General features: G+C 44.4%; 13 protein-coding genes. 12 read left to right on the top strand and 1 reads right to left on the bottom strand.

Annotation, left to right across the window (positions count from 1 at the left end):
* Nucleotides 1–118 precede the first annotated feature (118 nt).
* From Q5076_RS03645 to Q5076_RS03595, 11 genes are read left to right on the top strand one after another with little or no spacing between them, the layout of a single operon-like run.
* Nucleotides 119–3088: a SusC/RagA family TonB-linked outer membrane protein gene (locus tag Q5076_RS03645; protein WP_303010899.1), complete on the top strand. Its 2970-nt coding sequence runs from the start codon at nucleotides 119–121 to the stop codon at nucleotides 3086–3088.
* A gap of 28 nt (nucleotides 3089–3116) precedes the next feature.
* On the top strand, nucleotides 3117–4694 hold the full coding sequence (locus tag Q5076_RS03640; RefSeq protein ID WP_303010897.1) for a RagB/SusD family nutrient uptake outer membrane protein: 1578 nt from the start codon (nucleotides 3117–3119) through the stop codon (nucleotides 4692–4694).
* A 13-nt stretch (nucleotides 4695–4707) separates the two neighbouring features.
* Nucleotides 4708–5571 (top strand): hypothetical protein, encoded by an 864-nt coding sequence (locus Q5076_RS03635; RefSeq protein WP_303010896.1) that lies wholly within the window; start codon nucleotides 4708–4710, stop codon nucleotides 5569–5571.
* On the top strand, nucleotides 5561–6676 hold the full coding sequence (locus Q5076_RS03630) for a DUF5007 domain-containing protein (RefSeq protein ID WP_303010893.1): 1116 nt from the start codon (nucleotides 5561–5563) through the stop codon (nucleotides 6674–6676). Before Q5076_RS03635 ends, Q5076_RS03630 begins: the two co-directional genes overlap by 11 nt.
* An 18-nt stretch (nucleotides 6677–6694) precedes the next feature.
* Nucleotides 6695–9910, top strand: coding sequence for a SusC/RagA family TonB-linked outer membrane protein (locus Q5076_RS03625; protein ID WP_303010891.1), 3216 nt, complete (start codon nucleotides 6695–6697; stop codon nucleotides 9908–9910).
* A gap of 25 nt (nucleotides 9911–9935) precedes the next feature.
* Entirely contained in the window at nucleotides 9936–11468 is a 1533-nt protein-coding gene (locus Q5076_RS03620) for a RagB/SusD family nutrient uptake outer membrane protein (protein WP_303010890.1), read from the top strand.
* Nucleotides 11469–11510: 42 nt separating this feature from the next.
* Entirely contained in the window at nucleotides 11511–12290 is a 780-nt protein-coding gene (locus tag Q5076_RS03615) for a fasciclin domain-containing protein (protein ID WP_303010889.1), read from the top strand.
* Nucleotides 12283–14172, top strand: coding sequence for a DUF5008 domain-containing protein (locus Q5076_RS03610; RefSeq protein ID WP_303010888.1), 1890 nt, complete (start codon nucleotides 12283–12285; stop codon nucleotides 14170–14172). Before Q5076_RS03615 ends, Q5076_RS03610 begins: the two co-directional genes overlap by 8 nt.
* 21 nt (nucleotides 14173–14193) lie before the next feature.
* Nucleotides 14194–16173, top strand: coding sequence for a LamG-like jellyroll fold domain-containing protein (locus Q5076_RS03605; protein ID WP_303010886.1), 1980 nt, complete (start codon nucleotides 14194–14196; stop codon nucleotides 16171–16173).
* 22 nt (nucleotides 16174–16195) lie between these two features.
* Nucleotides 16196–18679, top strand: a complete 2484-nt coding sequence (locus Q5076_RS03600) for a M60 family peptidase N-terminal accessory domain-containing protein (protein ID WP_303010885.1) — start codon at nucleotides 16196–16198, stop codon at nucleotides 18677–18679.
* 13 nt (nucleotides 18680–18692) lie between these two features.
* A complete protein-coding gene (locus Q5076_RS03595) occupies nucleotides 18693–20822 on the top strand; it encodes an alkaline phosphatase family protein (protein ID WP_303010883.1) in 2130 nt (709 codons plus the stop codon).
* Nucleotides 20823–20940: 118 nt separating this feature from the next.
* Here the strand turns inward: Q5076_RS03595 and Q5076_RS03590 are convergent, their stop codons facing one another.
* Nucleotides 20941–21585: an HU family DNA-binding protein gene (locus Q5076_RS03590; protein ID WP_303010882.1), complete on the bottom strand. Its 645-nt coding sequence runs from the start codon at nucleotides 21583–21585 to the stop codon at nucleotides 20941–20943.
* A gap of 324 nt (nucleotides 21586–21909) precedes the next feature.
* Here Q5076_RS03590 and Q5076_RS03585 point away from each other — a divergent pair, with 324 nt between their 5' ends.
* A complete protein-coding gene (locus Q5076_RS03585; protein WP_303010881.1) occupies nucleotides 21910–23199 on the top strand; it encodes a VapE domain-containing protein in 1290 nt (429 codons plus the stop codon).
* Nucleotides 23200–23613: the final 414 nt, after the last annotated feature.

Here is a 23613-nt window from a genome sequence, read left to right as displayed (position 1 = left end):
AATTTGTACCTTTTTGAATCAAATTCGGGCGTAGTTTAATGATATTTTATTTTCATTTGCAATCGTCTGATACGTCTATGAATAAATGTTTAATAATATATTAAAGTCTAATCAACAGATGAAAAATGCGATAATTCGTTTTTGTGCTATTGTAGCTTTGTTGGGATTCGGAAGCGAGATGAGAGCGATTCGGAGTGGCGGATATCTCCTCGCCAAGGATAGTATTTTGCCGGATGAGAATGCCGGGCAACCGATTGGAAAAACAGATTCTGTTTGCAGGGTAGAAAATGTAAATTTTTACCAGTTTAAAGACACGCTTGATTTGTGGAATTTATCCCGTTCTTCCTACATCTCCGTACAGCAATATTTGAAAGGGACACTGCCGGGCGTATATGTACAAGAGACGACCGGCGAACCGGGCAGCATTCAAAATATATTAATCCGCGGGTTGTCTACTCCTGTATTTTCGAGAGGAGACATGTCTTCCGCGCAACCGGTCGTTTATCTCAATGGCATCCCTTTGCTGACGAATGATGCATTTGTATATGGGATTAAGTCGACTGAAGTGAATCCGGTTGGAACGGCTACCAATATATTGTCAGGGTTGAATTTGGATAACGTAGCCTCTATAGAAGTCGTGAAAGATGCCGCCCGTTTGGCAAAGTTAGGACCGCTTGCTGTCAATGGCGCCATTCTGGTCAACCTGAAAGACGGCTATTATGGAGGCAGCAACATGTTTATCCATGCCAATGGAGGAATAGCCATTCCGCCGCCGGAAGTAAAAATGACAAATGCAGCCAACGATTACGCTTTTCGAATGCGTTTTACCGATTATTGCGCTACCGATGCCCAGCGTATTGCCTATTTAAACAAGATGCCGGCATGGATGAAAGATGTGCGCGACATGAATTTTTTCGGTGAACCGGGGTGGGCAGACGATTATTACAGCATGGCTCCTCTTTACAAATTCAGCGCTTCTATGGGAAGCGGAGGACGTTTTTCTAATTATATGTTCATGCTCGGTTATACGGGCAATAACGGAGTGGCTGATGAGACCGGTTTTGATAAGCTGACAGCTAGCTTCGCGTTAAATATAAAACTGCTGGAACAGTTGGGAATGTCCTGTTTGATTAACGCCTCACGTGTTTCACGCGACGGTAACCGTAATTTGCGCGACCGTTATGCCGAGATTGAATATTTGCCGGATCTGACGACCCCTCTTTCACCTGTACCTTCTGTTTACCGTTCATATCTCGATGTTTACGAAGAGTATAAAAAGAATGACAACCAGAACAATCTGTTAAACGGATACCTGGCGGTGAACTATGATTGGAAAGGATTATACGTAGACACTCGTTTATTGCTGGACTACAATACGAATGTCCGGCATGTGTTTTGGCCGAAAGCCCTGATGGAATCCGTAAACTATGTTTCCAACTATTCCGGATATAACCGCCGGTTGATTTGGCAGTCGTCCGCCGACTATAAGTTCGACATTCGGAACACCCATTTCCTGAAAGTCGGGCTGCAGGAGATTATCATGAAAAGCCTGCAACATTATAACTATACGCAAGCCTATGACGGAGACGATGACACAAAGCCCTCTACCAATAGTGGAGGATTCCAATATATGAAACGTTTTGTAGATAAGATGCAAAATAATATGGTGAGTACACTGTTCTCAGTTGACTATCGCTATCGTAACCTGATTGACGCCCAGCTCGTTTTGCGTGCGGACGGTTCGTCCAACGTCCAAAAGGATAACCGGTGGCTGTTTACACCGGCAGCCAGCCTGACAGTGAATCTGAAAGATTACCTGTTGAAAAATGTCGTTTCCGTATCAGACTGGTCGGTGCGCGGAGCATGGGCGAGGATAGGGCGTTATCAGGATAACAACCGGTTTGCGGCCGGCCCGCAATATACGGGAGAAGAGCTGACCGGTATCGGGCAACCGGTGATGTCTTCCTACTACGGATACGCTACAGTCGCCCGTCCCTATAATACGGGGTGGGTAGGCTACGGGCTCGGATGGCCTTATGCCGATAAATGGAATGCGGGGATGAACATTTCATTTTTCAACCGGCGTTTGACGTTGGATGTTGAGTATTATAACAATACGGACTGCGATTTGATTACAACGATTCCTGTCAGCCGGGAATACGGGTATCAGTATAAATATGCCAACGGCATGAAAATCCGGAATTCGGGAATCGAAATATCACTTTCGGGAAAGCCCTTCCATAATCCGGACGGTTTTTCATGGGATGCTTCATTCTCGTTAGCCTATAATAAAAATGAATTGTTGGAACTGCCTGAAAATCTGGACGAGCTGGTAATCGGCAACCGCAAACTGAAGGTAGGGCATGCCATAGACCAATTTTGGCTTTACCGGAATGAAGGAGTCTATGCTTCCGATGCGGAAGTTCCCGTGCAAAACGGCGAAAGGCTTTCGATGAATTCCGTCTTGTTTGCTAAAAATGACCCGAAGTGGAAAGATATGAACGGCGATAATGTGATTAATGACGATGATAAAGTCCTGACAGGACACAGCCTTCCCCCTGTGACGGGAAGTTTCATTAATAACTTTAAACTGGGCCGGTTTGATTTAGGGATAAATCTCTTCTTTGCCTTAGGGCATGACGCCGTAAATTACCGTTCGTCGCAACGTTACAATTTCCTGGCTCTGGAGAATACGCCCTCTCTGGAAAGCTTGCGTGAAATCTTTTTCTGGCAGAATACGAACGATAAAGATGATTACCCTTTATATAACCAGATGAGCGGCCTCACGCCTTACCGTGCGGAACAAGACATGTTCCTGGAAAAACTTTCTTACCTGAAATTGCGTTCGTTGACGTTAGGCTATACATTGCCCGTCAAAAAGAAAGCTTATAAAGGCGGCGGCAAAAAAAAGGAAAACTCCAAAAGCAAGCTGGATAATATCTATTTTTATGTTACAGGCAGTAATTTGTTCACAGTCACCGGTTTTAGCGGGGACGACCCGGAACTGGTGGATATTGACGGATACTATAGAGGATACGGCCAGCCGCTGTCCCGTTCGGTGATTGTCGGATTGAGGTTTAATTTTTAATCTAATACATTTATAATATATGAATCAAATGATATGGCTCAAAAAAATGATGAAGCCCTGGGCGATTGCTTCCATCCTGTTCTTTTCTTCATGCAGCGACTTGTTAGAGAATGATGATGCTTTTTTCCATGTGGCCACTCAAGAGCAGCAATGGAACTCGTTGACAGATACCCGTTCCGCTTTGTTTGGAATTTATGGCCTGATGCGTACGGCTTTGGGAGAAAATAACGCTTTTTGGGCGGCGGGAGATTTGAGGATGGGAGACTTTACAGTGCGTGTACGCGATGATTTGCAGGCCATCCGCGACAACAGGCTGGACGCTCCTTATGAGAATATCCGCCAGATATCCGATTGGAGGCGTTTTTATAAAGTGATTAATGCCGCCTGCGTATTTATAGAGAATGCAGGTAAAGTAGTAGAAAAGGACAAAGCCTATTCCGAGACCAATTACACCTATGACGTAGCGCAGGCGCGCGCCCTTCGTGCGTTGGCATATTTCTATATGGTGCAGATGTGGGGAGACGTGCCTTTGGTAACACAGTCTTATGATAATGGCTCATTTCCGGAAATCGCCCGTACAGATGCACAGACTGTATTGGAATATGTAAGGGGAGAATTGCTTGAAGTTTCCCGATTGCTGCCTTTGCAACTCGGCTCGTCGTCCGATAAATACTATGAAGGCGATGGCAATACATGGAGCGGATTGCTCATCAACCGCCTTTCGGTCTATGCCTTGTTAGCTTACGTGGAAGCTTGGATTGGCAATTATGTAAATACGGAAGCCTATGCGGGCTATGTGATTGATAATATAGGTACTTATATTAAAGGAACTCCCTATTATGTGTCGACAGAAAACCTGACTAGCCAAACAGGTTTGTTCAGTTCCAAATGCAGTAATGACTATAAGGCAGGGCGTCTGGTCGCTTTCGGTTATCTGTATAGTGGTACTGAAGTGAATGAAACCGGCGTTGACGGTCATCTAGAGTCATGGACATTGGCGGAACCGATTGTACGTAAGCAGCTTCCGGACATTTATTTGTCGGTAGATACGTTGAGGAACATCTTCATGAACAAGTTTACGTCGGACAACCGTTTCGGTATTGACGAATCAGCGTCGCCGGTACAATACTTTACCAATTATGTGACAGGGTTGAATCTGGAATATCCGTTATTTTCCAAGATACAAGTGGTACGGGACGGAGAAGACGACTCGAATAATTTAGGAGCATACAGTTCATTTATTATTTTTTCCCGGTTGGAAGACATCCTGTTACTTCGTGCTGAGGCATTGGCTATGTTGAATCGTCCGGACGATGCGGTAACCTGCATGAATGAACTCCGTACGTTGCGTAATGTGCGCAATCTGTCTTATAGTAAAGATATGGATAGCAATGTGAAGAATTTATTGAAAGAAATATTCCAGGAACGGCGTCGGGAACTGATGGGTGAAGGACACCGGTGGTTCGACCGTATCAGAGAGGCGCGTATTGTGGGTGATGATATGAAAATGGTGGAATTGCTGAATAACGGCGGAATCTACTGGCCTGTGGCTGAAAAAGTGATAAAGGAGAATCCGGCTATCGTACAAAATGCGTATTGGAAATAAAAGATAGGATGCTATGAATAAATTATTAACTGTTGTATGCGGATGGGGAGGACTTTTACTTTCCTCGTGTATGGATGTTTCTGTTGTAAATAGCGATATTCAAGAACTGCAACCGCAAGGAACGAGCCGGTTTGACGGTACTATTTATGAATATCTGCAACAAGGTGATCCGGGTTTGGGAATCACTTATGACTCATTGTTATATTTGATGGATTATACCGATGAAGACAGTCCTGTAAAGTTGAAATTTGCAGAATTGAAAGAGTGTTTACAGGATGAGAGCGGTCAATATACCTTTATGGCTGTTCCCGATAGCTGTTTCCGTTATGCCTTGCAGTCCTTGAATGATTTTCGCCGGCTGAACGATTTGGTTGTGGACGCCGGTGACTTTACCGATGAAACGTCAGAAACGGAGAAATATGCGGCAGGCGGGCTTACATTGGAGAAGCTTCTGAACTATTGCAAAGAAATAGAACGGACAGATGAAAAAACGGAAGAGAAATATACGGATATTTATATCTATAAAGACCGGATTGATTCGTTAGTATGCCGTTATATGTTTCCGGGCATATACGATACGGAAGCATTGGCATCCGTATCTTCATCCGAGGGAAAAATAGTACAGGACTTGCATGAATACAGGATGAATCTGACTTATAGCAGATTGCCGGCCAGCGGTTTTGTAGGCGGCGGGCCGAAAGACATTACTTTTTACGATATGCGCAACACGCTGGAGAAAAGCAGGTGGGAACCGACTAAAGTATTATGGACGGACATATATGCCGTGAATGGAGTGATTCATGTCCTTATTCCGAGGCATGAGTTCGGTTTTGGGCAGTTTATTCATTATTTTAAAAATGTAGGTCATGAAAAATAAGAACAAGGATAACGGCAGCATAAAAACAGGCAGTATAACTTTACTTGCCGTTTTATTGGTAATGAATACCGGTTGTGTGAACAATTTCCTGCCGGAAGAAAAAGATGCGTTTGACCGTGACGTGACATTCACGCAAACTTCTTTCGAGCCGGTGATGGGACATACCACATTTTATACGGATATATGCAATACAAGTAATTCTACATTGCCGCTTACGTTTGAAATCACCGATATGATGCATACCGACGGGACGCCTGCGCCTGAACTGGAAGAATACTATCCGGTGCGTGTGTGGAAGAAACCCTATCTTGGGACGGAAAAGTCCATAGCTGAAATAAATGCTAAACGGGGAACCGAATATCGGCGGTTGTTTGATGTTGTCAAGCATAGCGGTGAGATAGTCATGTGGAGTGAGGCAAATTCCGAGATTTTGCGTTGCCAGCCCGATTCCGGTTATGTCTTTAATATGAAAGTGTCGAATTCGGGAGGATATAAAATCATCAAGCGGATGCGCCTCAGGCCTAAGCGTGAGGTCGATTTTGAACCTTCCATTTATGATTCGGAAACAGGACTGGCAATAGCCGAATACGTTTCTCCGGAGACTTCGACAATGCTTTATGAAGAAAAGCAGAGCTCTTCGAGCGGCAGCCATACAAGCATCTCTTACATGATAGAACCGGAAGACATACATATCTATTTTAGAGAGAATAAAGACAGGCAAGAGGACAATACTACCTTGTCCATATCTTTCTATGGCCCTTCATGGGAACGCATCGACCCGCGGCGTTTTAATGAAACCAATTGGAACAATTTGTTTCAGGCAGGTTTCTTAAAGCATGTAGACGATAAAGAAGTATTCTATGATATGGCATATCCGTTGCCCCTTTTTACAGGCAGCAGCATTTATACCGATTCAAAAGGGGAAAAAGCCAGTGTGAAATTTACGACGAGTTATATGTACGGGATTTCTTCCACATACAGGCGGCGTACTTCTTTTGTATTCGATTTTGCTATCTATAAAGAGGCTCATTGGGAGATACTGGTTCATTTTGCTAAAGGAAAACCTCGTTTGGGTGATATAAAAGAGGTTACTGTCGACAATTAATCTTAAATCATGATAAAGATGAAAAATAGATATACATTATTGTTGTTTTTATTATTTTCGCTTGTTGCCGGTGTCGGGGCACAGGAAGTAGTAATTAGCGGTACAGTGTACGATAAGGCCGGGAATAATGAAACGTTTCCGGGAGTAAATATTCGGTGTCGTACTGCTGACACGAAAAAGACAATTCGCGGAACGGCGTCGGATTTGGAAGGACGGTTTACAATCAAAGCCCCGGTCGGTTCAGAGTTGGTTTTCAGTTATGTCTCTTACCGGCCGACGATTATAAAGGTGAAAAAGGCTGTTTCAGGCATGAATGTGTATTTGGAAGAAGATGTTACCCAGATAGAAGAAACCGTGATTGTCGGTAACCGGAGAGTGAATAAGGCGAGTGTGACATCTGCCAACACGGTTATTAAAACGGAAGAATTGGCGGAAACACCTGTATCTAACATCATGACACTTCTGCAGGGGCGTGTGGCCGGTATGGACATCCAGTTGAACAACGGACTTCCCGGAGCGCAGGGTACATTCAATATCCGGGGTGTCTCGGATATTTCGATTGTAGGAAATGCAGATGATAATAATTGGGATTTGGCATCATCCGCGCCGCTTTTTGTCGTTGACGGCATTCCTCAGGACGATGTAAGCGATTATGACGCCAACGGTCTGGTCAGCGGTTCGGGAGTGAGCCCTATTTCTACGATTCCTTTTGAAGATATAGCCAATATCCAGATTTTGAAGGATGCCGCCGCTACTTCCCTCTATGGTTCGAAAGGAGCCTATGGAGTGATTCTGATTGAAACGAAAAAGGGAAATTCGCCCAAACCTAAAGTGACTTATTCCGGTAACTTCACAATTTCCACTCCACCCAGGCTTCGTGACGTGGTTCTTGGAAACATGGAGCGTAATTTGTTGAAATGGCAGATATTGGAGAATGATACCTCACAGCTTTATCACGGCTTTTGGGATGTCATGTTCATGCCTGCCATATCAGATAGCCTGAACCCTTATTTTAATAATCATACGAATTGGCAGGAACAGTTCTACCGGGTTACTTACAATCATTCCCATAATATAAGTTTTTCCGGAGGTAATGAACAGTTTAACTACAAAGTCAACGGCAACTATTATACGGAAAAAGGTATCGTGAAGAATACCGACTTCAATAGATATGCTTTGACCGGAAATATGAACTATACGTCTCCGAATTCCAAATTCACCATCGGGGTAGATATGAAAGTCAGTTTTACGGATAATAGTACCGGTAGCGGTAATGCGGTATCGCAGTCGGGAGTGGCGAGCGGCGCCAGCGCTTCGTCATTGTTGCCTCCTCCTTCTCTCTATTCGGCTTCCGTGGATGCCTTGCAAGTGTTCGGCGTGACCAATTCGACCGTGCAGTCCGGCTATTCCACCACGTTGAATTTAGGATACCGGTTGCCGTTTAATATCAAATGGGCGGGTACGTTCAATTATTCTTATAATACGAGCGAAACGGAAAAAATGACACCTGCAATCTTGAGCAATGCGGACAACAAGTATCAGGCCATTGCGGAAAATGTCAGCAATAATTCTTCAAAGATATATATAAATACGTATTTTCAGCGTACGTTCGATTTGAAATATGCCAATATGGGGTTGACGGCAGGTATCCGTTATGAAGACAAGTCAAGCACGGGAAATAGCATTACCATGGTTGGACTGCCCAATGATAATATCATAGGGCCTGTGGGACACGGCAGGTCGAAAGGAACGGCTAAGGTCTCCGAAAACCAGAATACTTTCTCGGTTATTTTCACTCCGAACTTCTCCATTAAAAATATCGGTTCTTTTAAGGCGGGAGGTGACCGGTATGTGTTTGAGCCTACATTAAGCCCGGAGTTGAATTCGGTGTACGGCAAACGGACAAAATGGAACTTCAATCCTTCGTTGGGGTTCCGGTGGAATCTGGGATATGAAAAATTCATGCAACGTTTCGCAAATCTCGACAGGATGGGTATTCGTGTAACCTGGGGGCAGGTTGTGAAATACAAAGCCACCCGTTACGATGTGTACGGAACTTATGATGTCAAAGACTCATACACTTATAACGGCGAATCATACATCCCCATTAACTTTGACAAATTGCCCAATGTGCAGCTTGACCCGGTACGTACCACTACATGGAATTTAGGTTACGAGTTCTCGATGTTTAATGGCAGGCTGGGAGCCGATATCGACGCATATTATCGCCAGATTGACAATCAAATCAGTAGCGTTAAGTTGCCGGACCATTCAGGGTTCGATAAGGTGACAAGTACGGATGTCAGCCTGGTGAACTACGGTTTGGAAGTGTCATTGACCGGAAAACCTCTTCCTTTACAGAGCAAGTGGGGGCTTAGCGTGGGATTAAACTTTGCCCTAAACAGGGACATCATCACCAAGTTGCCGAATGAGGCCCGTCAGATACTTGATAGAGACGCCTGGGTAGCCAACCGTCTGGGAGCTAATACGACTTCGATGTTGCTTTATATCAATAAAGGAGTATATGCTACGGACGAGGATGTACCGGTGAACCCCGCAACCGGAAAACGCCTTAAAGTAAAAGGAAATGATAGTGAAGAAGCCTATTTTAAAGCTGGAGACCCTATCTGGGTGGACATCAACGGCGACTATGTGATTGACGAGAATGACAGGGTGGTAGCGGGCAATGCCCGTCCTCTAATGACCGGAGGACTTTATTTCAATTTGTCATATAAAGGATTCAGCATGCATGTGAACACCTCTTTTACATTCAAGCGTGACGCAATCAACACAGTACTGGCAAATACCCTCGATGCATATACGAGCCCGGTACGGAAAGAAATCGAGAAACTGCGCAAAGATGCGGCGTTGGCTCCTATAGAGCGTTACAACTTCTGGACGGAAGACAACCGTTATGGCGCCAAATATCCTAATCCTTATGACTATCACCATAATAAAGTAATCGACCCTTTCCGCGAAAATCAGACACTCTTTTTGGAAGACGGTTCTTTTTTCAAGATTAATACGGTTTCCCTTTCTTACCGTTTGCCCAAAAAATGGCTGGACTATTTGCGGGTGGATGCCGTTACTCTGAAGGCGTCGGTCAACAATATCTGGACTTTCTCCAATTATTCCGGCATCAGTCCTGAAAGCATAAACGGTCTGGGACGGGATACGTCGGGCGGTTACCCTAACAGCCGCACATGGACAGTCGGTGTAGTATTAGGTTTATAATCAAATATTTTAAAAAGAGAAGATTATGTTGAAATATATAACAATAGGTTTGCTTTTAATCTTTACATCCACTTTCTGCGGATGTAATCTGGATACTGATGATGACGATAAACTGCCGGGAGATAAGTTCTGGTATGGCGAAAAAGCCAATGCGGAAGCTTTTATGCTTAGTATTTACCAGCATTTCCGGAAAGCTACTACCGATAACGGATTCTTCCTTTATGCCGGAGACATACGTTGTGCGCCGATTCTTGACCAGAATGCAAACAATTATCTATATCTGCTCCAGAACGACATGAGGAGTTATAAAGACAAAAAAGACGGGAGCAATAAGGGAGAGTCGTCCGATTTTGGAGCTATTTATAATTGGAAGAACATGTACAAAGTAGTGCAGAGCGCCAATATTATGATTCAGGAGATAGCCAATATCCAGGGAATTACAGATGTGGAACGCGAACGTTACAGGGCGGAATGCCGTTTCATGCGTAGTCTTGCCTATTTTTTCATGGTGCGGTTGTTCGGTGATGTCCCTTATTATACGGAGGCATTTTTTGCCCAGCCGTTGCCGCGTACAGACAAGTCGGTGGTACTCAAGAATTGTTTGGCGGATTTACAGTCGGTATTGGACAGCGATCCGGAAGGGAACATCCTGCGGTGGCGTAACGGTAACGGAAGTTTGCGCGCCAACCGCGGGGCTGTGCTCACATTGATGATGCATATCAATATGTGGCTGGTATTCTTTGAACCGGACAATGCCCAGACCTATTATGAGGAAGTCAAGCGATTGGCTGAATCAGACTCTTGGGTAGACGGAACCTATTATTCATTGCAGCCGATGTCTCAGATGGGTGACGTCTTTAAAGGTGATTCCAATGAAGGATTATTTGAAATAGCGCAGAATATTACAACGGGTGAAATCTTTAAGACCGACCATATGTGGTGTACTAAAGTAGTATATGAAGTCCGGAATAAGACGAAGCCGGATTTCCGCTACAGCGAGGTCTTCCTGCAGAAGTTATATCCCCAGGAAACGGAAGACGGACGAAAGTCCTCTTGGTTTAAGAACCTGTATTTCTCGGATGAGGAGAACCCGGGAAGTTCGTCTTCCGATACGTATGTGGAAATCGTTAAGATGTTGAATGCCGATCATTACGGAAGCACATTGATTCCCAATTCAGGCAATTATATTGTATTCCGTCTTGCCGATGCGATTTTGCTTTATGCGGAAGCGCTTAATAAGTTAGGCGAGTCAGACAAAGCGCTGGAGGAAGTGAACCGTATTCGCCAGCGGGCGGGAGCTCCGGATTTTGAGGCCGGTACGGATTTGGACGCGGATATTTACTGGGAACGTGTACGCGAACTGATGGGAGAAGGACAGTACTTTTATGATTTGGTGAGAACGGAGAAAATCACCGATTCCAGTTTCTCGACCTTTGCAGACGAGAGCGGCTATCGCGAAACGACCGCTAACCTGAAACAAGGTGCATGGACATGGCCTATTTTTAAAGGTGCGCTGGACAATAACCCTTATATGACTAAAAACACTTATTGGGAATAATGTATGAACAGGATAATCACAATGGATATAATGATGGGAATAATGAAAAATATAGGAAAAACAGTTTGCGGATTATGCGCGATATTGCTGTCCGTGTTTTCGATGGCCGGTTGCAATGATGATTATGCGATAGACGGAGGCGTCAGCAATCCTTATTTTGACGGTAATGTGATGCAGTATCTTGAGTCCCGTCCCGACCTTTTCGAAGATTTGGTTAAAGTAATCAAGATGACGAAATGGAACGATATATTAAGCAATGAAGAGGTGACTTTCTTCGCTCCCACGGATTTTTCCATCGATCGGAGTGTAGATTATATGAATGACTATTTATATAATTATGACGGTAAAGAGAAGGTGACAGACCTTTCGCAAGTAGATAAAAGCGTATGGGAAGATATTATCGGAATGTATGTCATGCAAGGAAAATATCGTTTGAATGACATTGCCCAGATAGATACGGCGGCAATAAGCACCTATCCGGGACAGACGAACTTTACCTACGATAAAAGTTATAAGATGACTATGGGAGTATGTTACGGTGAGGCCAACGGCATCAAATATGCCGGATACAGGCAAATCATGTATGCCTATTCCGGTTATGGATATCCGTTGTACGCTTATGTGGCATCCTGCAATATAGAGCCGGACAACGGCATCGTACATGTTATCCGGCTTGACCACAGATTGGGATTTTCTCCGTCGGTTCTCTATCAGAAAGCCGTTCAGGCAGGCATTACCTATCCGTCTGCCAAGCGCGCCGCTGTATGGAAAAAAGAGAAAGAGTATGAAAAACATATATTAAATGCAAAGAACGATGAATAGGAAGATAATGACTGTCACAGTTTGTTTTTGCAGGACAGCGGTTGCGTTGTGTTTAGTTGTCCTGACGCTGGCTTTTGCCGGATGCAATGCCAATGAAGAAGATTCCATTAAGGAAGATCCCTATGCCGGCGGCCGTGAGCCTCTGGCTGTGAAACTGTTGTCGGAAACTCCCGACCCGGAAACCGCAGGACCGGGGGAAGAAGTCGTTTTCCGTACGGAAGGACTAGCCAAATATATCCATCGGGAAGGAGATACATATTCATACGATTTCCAGTTTTACATCTCTGATGAGATTTGTGAGATAGCTGCCGCTACCGATACCACTCTGACAGCGGTAATTCCCCAGAATGTAAGTTCGGGCTCTACCTATATGGTGTTGGAAAACCAGATTTTTTACGGGCCCTACTTCAATGTTTCCGGAAGTGTTTCGATTGACGAGGGATTTGAATATTATAAGACCGGACCTTATATGGGAGTTATTCTTTCTTGTGTTCCGTGGTCGAAGAATACCAGTCAGGTTACTGAATTTTATCTTTGTGGCGATTTCTATAAAGCCAGCAATAGCAAAAATTATGGCGGACTTGCCATGGTTAGCAGTGAAACAGGGGCGATAAGTTATGGAACAGCCGATAAGTTCAAAGTCAATAACGGGATATACGCAGGCTCTTATTATGTGGAAAATATGGGTGAGTTCCTGTATTGTAAGGTAAACGGGTTAGATTATTGGAAAGAAGATAATGAAGAAACAGCGCCGCGGGTGATAATGTACGGTTTGTTTTCCGATTATGAAAAATATTATACGAATCTGGGAGGACAGTTTACTTGCAAGAATTTGCTTCTGCTCAATAGCGATTTGTCTGTAAAAACAGAGAAGAAGAAATTTTCCGATTCCAACGGAACCTTGCAGGAGATAAATGTTCCGGTATTTGTAGGAGGCACGGGGCTGGGCTATGAGATTGTGCGCGCTTTTGCCGTTCAAGGAAAAAAGATAATTGCAGTAGGGAATTTCGATTCTCATTGCAAAACGGATTACGATAATTCTACTTGCAATGTGGACAAGGATAAGCTCATTGCCTCAGACGTATATACGGAAGCCAAGTCCGTGATGCGTATGGATGAAAACGGCGAGTTGGATATGACCTACCGGCGTGACGCGGCCTCTCCGGAGACGAAATCGAAAGAAGGCGCTGTCGGCCATATCAACGACGCCTGCCTGCTGAAAGACGAGTCGGTAATCATGGTGGGGGAAATTACGCAGTTCGACGGGCAGACAGTTCATAATCTGGTGAAAATCGATGCGCAGGGCAATATAGAGCCGGCCTTTCTTGCAAATGTGAATGCCGGAACCGATTCTGAAATTAGTAAAATCACCCATACCGTCTATACCGATGTAAACGGAGAGGAACAGGAACGTATCGTTATAACCGGTAATTTTACTTCTTTCAATGGGCAGAAGGTCAGCGGGCTTGTCGTTCTGAACCCCGACGGCACGCTTGACCCGGATTTTGTGCTTCACAAAGAAGACGGACAACCCAGGCTGGAAGGAGGGATGGCCAACTTCGCGAAAATAGTGGACCTTACTCCCTATTCGGCACAACACAGTCCGTATTTGGTCGTTACCGGAACGTTCGACAAATATGACGGAGTTACCCGGCAAGGATTCCTTATCCTTGATATGGAAGGCAATGCCATTCAGAAATTCAATGTACCGGGCAGGTTTTCCGGACAGTTGCATGATGCGCAATATTCATTGACTTCCGACAATGCCAATGGTTTGCTGTTGACGGGAAATTTTTTCTCTTTTGACGGAAAGGAAATGAATAATATCGTGATGCTGAAGATCGAATTACAGAATGTGGTAGAAGAAACGGAAGGAGAATAACCTTAAATGAGTAGAAATGATATGAAAACAGGATATGATAAAATCGGGAAAGGTTTGCTGAAAGGCTGTGCCGTTACGATGCTGGTGTTTGCAATGACGGCATGTAATGATACGATAGAGGATTCTTTGAAATATGATTATCCGGAGTCGGGTTCACACTATAAGTCAAACCATGTGATGCTGGTGGTGATGGACGGTGCGGCGGGCAAGTCGGTTCAGACGGTCCGGAATGCCAATATGGCGCCGAATTTGAAAGCTATGATTTCCCATGCCATGTACACCGATGCCGGATTGGGAGACGGGACTCTCCGCATAAGGGAAGAAGAGGACGAACAACTGACTAATGGCCGCGGTTGGGCAAATTTGATGGTCGGCAACACCACCCACGGCATCAAGTCGGATGAAGAACTGGAATCGAAAGGGTTTATGGAGAATTTTGCATCCCGTCTGGCCGATTCGGGGGCTGCCGTCAGCATGTATGCGGCAAACGACGTTTTCCGGCAGACTTTTGCTTCGGAAAAGATAAATGCTCCGGAAGATGTGAATACGGACATGGAGGTGAAAGAGCGGGTGCTGGAAGAGTTGCAGCTTTCAGTTGTCCCGGATTTGATTGTGGCGCAGTTTAAAGGAGTCGTTGAAGCGGCGGGAGGTGTTGACGGAACATATTATACGGATTATACGGAAACGGCGGAACCAGCCAATTCCGTAAAAGAAGCCATCCGGACGTTAGACGGTTATATCGGTGAAATATGGGATGCGTTGAAGAGCCGTCCTAATTATGCGGCTGAAAACTGGATGATTGTAGTCACCTCCAATTATGGCGGATACTGGGTCTATGAGACGGAAGAAAGACCGGATACGCATTATAAGGACCGGACAAGGAATACTTTCACGATGATATATAACGTGAATCTGATGCCGGAAGTCCAGGTCGCTCCCGGAGACATGGATTTGTCCTATTCATACAATACGCCTATGTATGCTTATGACTATAAGGTGGATAATCCGACAACTTACGTAAAGTCCGCCCGGTTGGGGAATACGGAAACGGGTGAATTGCGTTTTGACGAGGAAGGAAAGATAGTCCCGATTACGATTCAGTTCTTTCTGAAATCGAGCGTCAGTCAAGACAACAGGAAATATGTAATCTTGTCGAAAAGCGCCAACATGAATGAGAACTCAAAAATAGGGAGCGGCTGGTTTTTCCATTTTAATAGCGACAACAGCGGACGGCGCATCTGTTTCGGTTCCGGCGGTAAACGCTGGCTGTTACAGACGCAAAATGAGGACAAGCTCAATCTAGACTGGGCACAATGGCATGTGCTTACGGTGACGCTTGCCCCCCATCCGGATAAAAGCGGACGGACCCAGATTATCTTTTATTTGGACGGAGAAGAGAACAATAAGACGGATTATAGCAACAGCGACATGAAAAAGTACAATGCCCAGAATTCATCCTATCCTTCTACGACGGCGCCGTTGCGTATCGGGGAAACAGAGGATGCAGAGTCACAAAAAACGCAGAGGAATACGAAAAACGTGTCGTTCAAGAATTACTTTTATGTATCCAACCTACAGCTTTATGACAAAGCGTTGACAGCGGAAGAAGTAAAGTCGTCCGCGGGTATTCCTAATTTGCATAAGTTGGGTGAGGATTTTATACTTTGGGAACATCTGGTCGGTTATTGGCCGTGTGATTTGGAAGACGAGATGATGGGGAAAGTAATGAAAAACTATGCGAAAGGAGCGTTAGATGACGAGTCGGATGATTTTATAATAGACCGTGGCTCTTATGGCGCCTGGACTTCCGGCAATGAACAGTCGCCTGCCCTCCATCCTTCACCTGATGCAGACCCCAATTATTACAGTAAGACATTCAATACGGTAGATATCTCCCGTCAGATATTCTTGTGGCTGGGAAAGTTTGTACAGTGGGATTGGAATATGGAAGGAAAGGCATGGGAATTTACCTATAAAAACTTTTCGAACGAGAATAACTGAAACGCCTTAATTTTTGATTACGATGAAAAAGAAATTGATTTATATGCTCTTTGTTGCCGGATTGGCATGGGGGGCAGTCGCATGTGAAGATAAAGACTTCGAAGGAATTGTTTCGGCTACCGATGATTATGTAGAGGAGACGGGAGGCGATTATTATGAAGGAGAAGGAATTGACGTCAGCCTTTACAGCCGTGCGCGTATATTTCCCGGTTTGGTAGATACGTTGACGGAGGAACGTAAAGCGGAAGTAATGTTTCCCGTAGAGATGTCGCGCCTTTCGGTAGACGCATCCAGCGTAAACTTAAAAATTACTCCTTCTCCCATCTATAGTACAGGACTGTATGCGGGTGCGGGCGAGAAAGTGACGATTGTCCTGGATGATGATATAAAAGGGCTGACGGCGCAGATAGGAATACATACTACTGATTTGTCCGATTTGTCGGGAAACACGTATTTGGAACGTGACCCGAAAGTTACGACGATGGTCCCGCTTTTTAAAGGCATTAATGAGTTGCGCAACCCTTATGGAGGATATCTCTGGATTAAACGTTCCGGAAATGGTGAAGCAGACGGGCAGACGGTAACCCTAAGGATACAAAACGTCTATGAGGCCCCGGATTTCGTGCTGGATGAAACGGAGCCGGGCGAATGGATGGAAAAAATAAAAAAGACAACGGTTCCTTGGATAGAATTAAGAGGTACGAACATCGCTTTCTCCGTACCCCTCAATCTCCTGAAGTTAAAAGTGGAATCGGAAGGAATCGCATTTGTTAATAAGATGAAAGAAGCCCTGGATTTGTGGGACGATTGGGTAGAGTGTTATAACCAGTTCTACGGCCTGGACGGGGCGGACAGCAATTTCCCGAAACTGGGATTCCCTTTGCGGGCGGTGATGGACGTGCATCTTATCACCGAACGGTATTCATACTATAACAATACCAATATCGAATTGCTGTCTTCGCAGGAAATGTTTGATGTGATTACTGACCCCGAACGGGTGAAGTCCGGTGATGAATATACCGTTCATGTGATTGGATGGCTGTTCCTGGAGATGTATGAGCAGTCTTATGTCCCTTCGGGGGAAAATACTCCGAATAGTTTTTCTACCATTTATAAAGTATTGCCCAATTTTTATTTCCTGTATAAAAATAAGTGGATGTCCGGGGCCAACAAACAGGTTCCTTCTTATAAAGTTACGGGATGGGGAGCATCTTATGTAATGAATTTCTCTTCCATTTACGTGATGGAGGAGGCTGGTTTTGATGAGGCTATCCGGTTTGCATCTCAGGATTCCTGTAAGGTTTATAACCCGGATGCTAAAATGAAAATGTCGGAAATCCCGACAAAAAACGATCCTGCTTTCTCGCAAGCCTTGTTTGCTTTGTTTTCTTCCATTATCGGTTATGAACAACAAGAGGCCGACGCTTCGGGGACGAAGAAAGACGGCTGGAAGTTTTTTGGCTATTTTAATCGCTTTTTGGCGGAGGAAAGTCAGAAAAGTGTTGTAAATCGGCTGAGTATGACGGATGCCCTTCTTACCGCATTGACTGAATATTTCGACCGGGATTTTATGCCGGTTTTTGACCGTTGGGGATTAACGGTGTCAGACGATGTGAAAAATAAATCGATAGAAAAGGCTCATTTGGAAAAACAGATATGGAAGTATAATCCGTTGGCATATAACGAGGTAGACGATTATGACGGCAAGGTGTTTTATACGCATTCCGGTAAAACTCCGTTCCTGCATGTTCGTAAAGGGTGGGAAGCGGCCGCTTATTCAGGGGAAGGCGACGGCTTAAAGTCCGGAAATTATAAATATCTTGATGAAAATAAGACTTTCAGTCCGGCGGCAAAGGACGGAACGCCTTTCAATCTGTTTGACGGTGATATTTCCACGATGTGGATATCTTATCATGATGATTACAAATCTTATAAGACCGATGACGGCGAAGAGCATTTCCCTTATAAGAAAGACAGCCTTTACTATAAAGCTACTACTCCCCGGTTCCCCTATACGGTGGTTATCAAGCCAGGTACGGCAAGTCTCGATATAGACGGCGTGTATTTCGGTTTCGGGGATTCGAAAGAAGAAGGCATTTATAATAAAGACTGGAAAAATTACGACAATTTTACATTTACGCCTAAGCATGTGATAGTGGAAGTTACTTCTGCTTCTCTGGAATATAATGATGTGGATTCCGTTTTTGTCAATTATCCGCAAATGGAAACTTCCGGATGGACAACAATCTATGATTCGGACCGGGATTTGGAATATGTGGGACAGAAACAGTATTGGCCTGACCGTAAGAACCTGTTTTATATCGATCTTCCCTCCACGATATCCGGTGTACGCGGCATACGTTTGCGGTTTGACCGTGTGAGCCATGTGGCTAAAGACCGGCCGGCGGGATTTCCTGTAGAGGAGAAGCCGAACCGTCCGGAAAAGGCCAATAAAGAGTTGGACAGAATACAGAAAATCGCAGAATTTGGAACCTATTATTATTAAAATGAAGACAGAGATGAAGACACGAATGATAACGAAATGGGTTTTTCTGGCAATGTTGTTGGGGAACCTGCTGCCCGCATGCACTAAGTATGATACGCCTATATCGGTAGAAGAAGGACTTGACGACGTGGGAGGCCGTGCTGAAACGAAGAATTATGTCCTTTGGATTAATCTGGAAGGTGCAGGCGGAGGGGATTTGGCGAAAAATGCATTTCCGGATGACGGAACCGTGAAAGGATTGTTGTCCCATAGCTATTACGCCTGGAGCGGATTGGAGGCAGAGCATAAAGATGACAATTATCGTCCGTCGGCCGGAGAAGAGAATGCGGTTGCCTGTGCGTCGATGTTGACGGGGAACATTCCGATGCGTCACGGCATCCAGGATAACGACTATCTCACCAACCAGATTTTTGACCCGGATTTTGATGAGTCCATCAAGGCATATCCCGGCTTCTTCCAGTATATTACCGATTATGACAAATCCATGCATACGTTGGCTGTTACGCCGTGGAAGATACAGAATGAGAAGTTGTTGGATAAAGCTACGACTAATGTCACCACCGCTTCCGACGAGGAGACGCTGGCAACTGCGCTGCAACAGATTGACGAAGAAAGTAACCGTGTCATCTATCTCTCTTTCCGCGGCGTGCTGGATGCTGCGGTCAGTGGCGGAGGGTGGAATGAAAGCAATGGCGGCTATAAAGAAGCGATGAAAAAAATGGATGGTTATATCGGGCAGTTGCTTGAGGCAGTCAGGGCGCGGACTAATTATTATTATGAGGACTGGCTGATTATCATTACTTCCAACCACGGAGGCACGGCCGACGGGCAATATGGCGGAAACAGCCTGGAAGAACGTAATATGTTCGGTATTTTCCATTACGAGCATTTTTCAGTATCCAAGGAAATGAATCCGGGATTGATAGAAGATGAGGTATTATGGTTCGATAAATCATATAAGGGAATTGTCGTTGATTCCATCACCCGGACTTCTGACTTGAAAGGAGTGAAAACCATGCGCCAGATTTATTCGATTGATACATTGAATAATGGGATGACAGTGGAATATATCATGGCGGCCCGTCCTTCTGCGAGTTGCAGTTATGTACCTTCCAACCAGGACGGACTGGAATTCCTTTCTAAGTCATCCTGGAAAATGAGGACCGACCATACTTATGCATCGGCTACCGGCAACTTCTGGGGAGTGGATGACGGAACTTCGAATGTCCAATGGTCGAACTTCCTTAATCCGATGATTCATACGTTGACGTCTACCATGAAATTTTATGATTCGGAATTGTTCCAGAATGAGGTGACGGTCGACGAGAAAGAAGACGAGTGGGGGAATGTGACTCCGGCAAGCCGGAAAAAAGAATATCGGGTAAGGGGCAAACTCGCCAGTTATACCTATTATGACGGATTGAGGAAGACCTCGTCAAAGAAAGTCACGGATACCGACATTGACAAAAAGACCGCCGACTGCATTGATAATACGAATTTGGTACTTAGCAACAAATTAAGAAATGCGGGACGTTACATTCTGGAATTACGGATATGGAACAAGACCATGACGGACGATGAGGTAAAAGCGTATAGTAACCGGTTGAATTTGTCGGCAGAAGAACATCCGAACCTGATAGGTTATTGGAAATTCTATAAGGGGCAGTTGGAAGAGACGGTAGACGAACTCGGCAATCCTGTTACAATCGTGAAAAACCAGGTAAAGAAAGTGAAAAAATACGTATTGGATGAAGAAGGTAACCGGGTAGAACGGGAATTGCCTACGGAAGGACTTCAAATCTGTACAGTGGAAACTGTAAATGAAAACGGCAAAAATGTGGAGAAGCAGCAACAGGTTCTTCTAAGTGAGATGAAATACACGACTTTATGCAATACTTGCTATCAGACAATGGAAAATGAAGGGAGAATGATGGAGAGTGTACTTCCTGTGCCTGCTCTTCTTCAATGGTTGGGAATCAGTTTTCCTCTGGAATCTACTCGTGACCAGGGAGCCAGTGCTTTTAAGACTTCTAAATTGGACGGAGTTGCATATACGCTGGACGGGGAAACGAATTCAAAAGTATGGCGCGGCATGATTTTGGGTGACTACTCGCGTGATTTGGAATGGCGTGACCGTGAGTAGCTCCGGGAAAGTTATAATATAATAGCAGCCCTTCACCTTTGCTCTGATATCCCTTGTTGACGGGAGATAGCAGGTGAAGGGCTGTTCTTTCACCAGGGGCTTCATTCAAATAATTATCCTATTTCTTATCCTTGTATTTGACATCCGTGGAAACTCTGTAATTGCCCGGCACTGGCGTGTAAATAGGTTGATGGGTAGTCCCTTTGTTTTGGAGTTTCTTTTCCGCAATCAGTCTTTTTATGTGGCGGTATGCGGTAATCTGTGTCATTCCGCAGAGATGCTGGAAGTCTTTCCGGGTGATAATCTGATTCTCTGCAAAGTATTTCGTCAGCTCCATATCTATCTCTATTTCGGAAAGCCCGGCGGAGTGCGGCTTGTATTTCGAACGTTGGAAATGCATGTCGGAGAGTTCCGCTTTAAGTTCTTTGTCAGCCTTGAACTTGACGGCTTTCAGTTTGACTTTGTGCACCCGTTTGGCTTTGGGGTCGCGTATTTCCTCTTCGCAACTAAGGGTGACTTGCAGGTATCCCAGTCCGTCAATATGTACTTTCTTTCCCTCTTTGAGGCATTGGGCTACTTCATATTTCAATTCTTCCAGCGTGGCTATGATGTCCGACGGGCTCAGCGAACACCGGCTATGAATCCGGTAAATCAAATCTTCTGTGTCTACCGTTTCGTAACTGATAGGGCGCGCATGGTATCTCACCTTGTTTTTTCTCTCCTTCGGCATGGGAGTTTTGTATAATTCGAATTTTACTGACATGGCCTTTCTTTTTTCTTTAGATGTTTATAGATTATCTTCCTGATGTTTCTTGATTTTCTTCCGGACATTTATTATTTATCATTATAATGATAAACAATTATCATTGCAATGAAACTATTTTATCACAGTTATGATAATATCTTATCATAACTGTGATAACTCATAAATATCAGCATCAAAGATAAAGTTTAATTAGGAGAAAAACAAGAAACAACCGGATAAAACGATAAGTTTATTTTTATGAAAATGAGGAGGTTAAAAGCTTGCAAATCCCATCTGCCGGATATTATATTCGCACCTGTTAAATACTAAAAACGAAAAAGTATGAAAATGAAAAATGTGTTGACGGCATTGTGGCGGAAATTTGTAAATCACTGTCGTAAAGGTGGAAAGAGCAAGGCGTTGATGATGTGTGCGCCGGAGTCTTCGGTAAGTCCGATAAAAGCCGGGGAAGGTAAAAGAAAGGATGTTTCATCCAAAATGAAAGATTTGACGGCGGGTGTGGAAGATTTCTTGAAGTCTCGTTATGATTTCCGTTATAATATGCTGACGGAAGAGACGGAGTTCCGTCTGCTAGGCAGAACGAATAACGGTTTTCAACCTGTAAATCAGCGTGTATTGAATACAATCTGTCTGGAGGCGCATGAATCAGGGATTGCTTGCTGGGACCGTGATTTGTCGCGTTGCATTTATTCCACCCGTATTGCGGAGTATCATCCTTTCAGGCTTTATCTGGATGAATTGCCGGAATGGGATGGCATGGACCGTGTGTCTGCCTTGGCACGACGGGTTTCGGAAACCCCGTTGTGGGAAAAAGGATTCCGTATTTGGATGTTGGGGATGACGGCACAATGGATGGGGGTAATGGGCAACCATGCGAATAGTGTAGCTCCCTTGCTCATTAGTACAGAACAGGGATATTTTAAATCTACCTTTTGTAAGTCTTTACTCCCTCCTGTACTTCGGCGTTATTATATGGATAAGGTGGATTTGACAAGTCAGGGAAATGTGGAACGCAGACTGGCGGAGATGGGACTTCTCAATTTGGATGAATTTGATAAATATGCTCCGTCGAAAATGCCGTTATTGAAGAATCTGATGCAGATGTCTTCATTGAGCCTATGCAAAGCTTATCAGAAAAACTACCGCCCCTTGCCTCGTATTGCTTCTTTTATCGGTACGTCTAACAGGAAAGATTTGCTTACTGACCCGACTGGTAGCCGCAGGTTTATTTGCGTGGAAGTAGAGCGTCCTATTGATTGTGAAGCGATTGAATATGAACAACTTTATGCACAATTGAAAGCGGCAATCTTGTCCGGTCAACGTTATTGGTTTACGAAAGAAGAAGAACAGGAATTGCAAAGGGGCAATATGGCATTTTACCGTCAAGGACCAGTGGAAGATGTGCTGCGTGCTTGTTATCGATTGGCAGAAAGAGAGGAGGAGTGTGAACTTCTTTCTGCGGCTGATATATTTCAATGTTTAAAGAAGAGGAATCCTGCAGCTATGCGTGGAGCGAATCCAGCAAGTTTGGCGCAGATATTGATAGCGGCAGGGATTGAACGAAAGCATACAAAGTATGGAAATGTATATCGGGTGGTAAAAATGGGGTAGGAAAGAACTGATTTGGATGACGACTTGAGTGACAGCTTGGGTGAAGGATGCCCCCTTCACCCGCTATCGCCTTGTGGTAGCGGGTTGTGAAGGGGAAGGAGAATTTGATTGTTTCTGAATCTGTATGTGTTATTTTCCGGAAAGAATGATTTCGGCTGCTTCCAATCCTTCTGAAATTGCTTTTAACGTGGACATCCCTTTGGGCTCATCGTATTTATCTTTTGAGCAAATATACAATGATATAGAATGGAATAAAATACAACCACGGATATAAAAAGTCTATTAAAATAATATCTATTCTATAATAAGAAATAATTATCAGTGGCATAATTATCTGGAATATAGAGAAACACAAGGTAATACGTTTGTATTGTGTGTCTTGAACTTATTAACAAAAACTAAATATAGATAGAA

Origin of the sequence: uncultured Bacteroides sp. (assembly GCF_958445495.1) — a bacterium.
In the GTDB taxonomy this organism is placed as follows: Bacteria; Bacteroidota; Bacteroidia; order Bacteroidales; family Bacteroidaceae; genus Bacteroides.
The sequence above is the reverse complement of the archived record's forward strand: the minus strand, read 5'-3'. Positions and strand labels throughout refer to the sequence as shown.

Excerpts from the sequence above, each read along its gene's own strand:
- Q5076_RS03635 (WP_303010896.1), top strand. The coding sequence starts at position 4,708 with ATGAATAAATTATTAACTGTTGTATGCGGATGGGGAGGACTTTTACTT.
- Q5076_RS03595 (WP_303010883.1), top strand. The coding sequence starts at position 18,693 with ATGAAGACACGAATGATAACGAAATGGGTTTTTCTGGCAATGTTGTTG.
- Q5076_RS03625 (WP_303010891.1), top strand. The coding sequence starts at position 6,695 with ATGAAAAATAGATATACATTATTGTTGTTTTTATTATTTTCGCTTGTT.
- Q5076_RS03645 (WP_303010899.1), top strand. The coding sequence starts at position 119 with ATGAAAAATGCGATAATTCGTTTTTGTGCTATTGTAGCTTTGTTGGGA.
- Q5076_RS03605 (WP_303010886.1), top strand. The coding sequence starts at position 14,194 with ATGAAAACAGGATATGATAAAATCGGGAAAGGTTTGCTGAAAGGCTGT.
- Q5076_RS03600 (WP_303010885.1), top strand. The coding sequence starts at position 16,196 with ATGAAAAAGAAATTGATTTATATGCTCTTTGTTGCCGGATTGGCATGG.
- Q5076_RS03585 (WP_303010881.1), top strand. The coding sequence starts at position 21,910 with ATGAAAATGAAAAATGTGTTGACGGCATTGTGGCGGAAATTTGTAAAT.
- Q5076_RS03590 (WP_303010882.1), bottom strand. The coding sequence starts at position 21,585 with ATGTCAGTAAAATTCGAATTATACAAAACTCCCATGCCGAAGGAGAGA.
- Q5076_RS03640 (WP_303010897.1), top strand. The coding sequence starts at position 3,117 with ATGATATGGCTCAAAAAAATGATGAAGCCCTGGGCGATTGCTTCCATC.
- Q5076_RS03630 (WP_303010893.1), top strand. The coding sequence starts at position 5,561 with ATGAAAAATAAGAACAAGGATAACGGCAGCATAAAAACAGGCAGTATA.
- Q5076_RS03615 (WP_303010889.1), top strand. The coding sequence starts at position 11,511 with ATGAAAAATATAGGAAAAACAGTTTGCGGATTATGCGCGATATTGCTG.
- Q5076_RS03610 (WP_303010888.1), top strand. The coding sequence starts at position 12,283 with ATGAATAGGAAGATAATGACTGTCACAGTTTGTTTTTGCAGGACAGCG.
- Q5076_RS03620 (WP_303010890.1), top strand. The coding sequence starts at position 9,936 with ATGTTGAAATATATAACAATAGGTTTGCTTTTAATCTTTACATCCACT.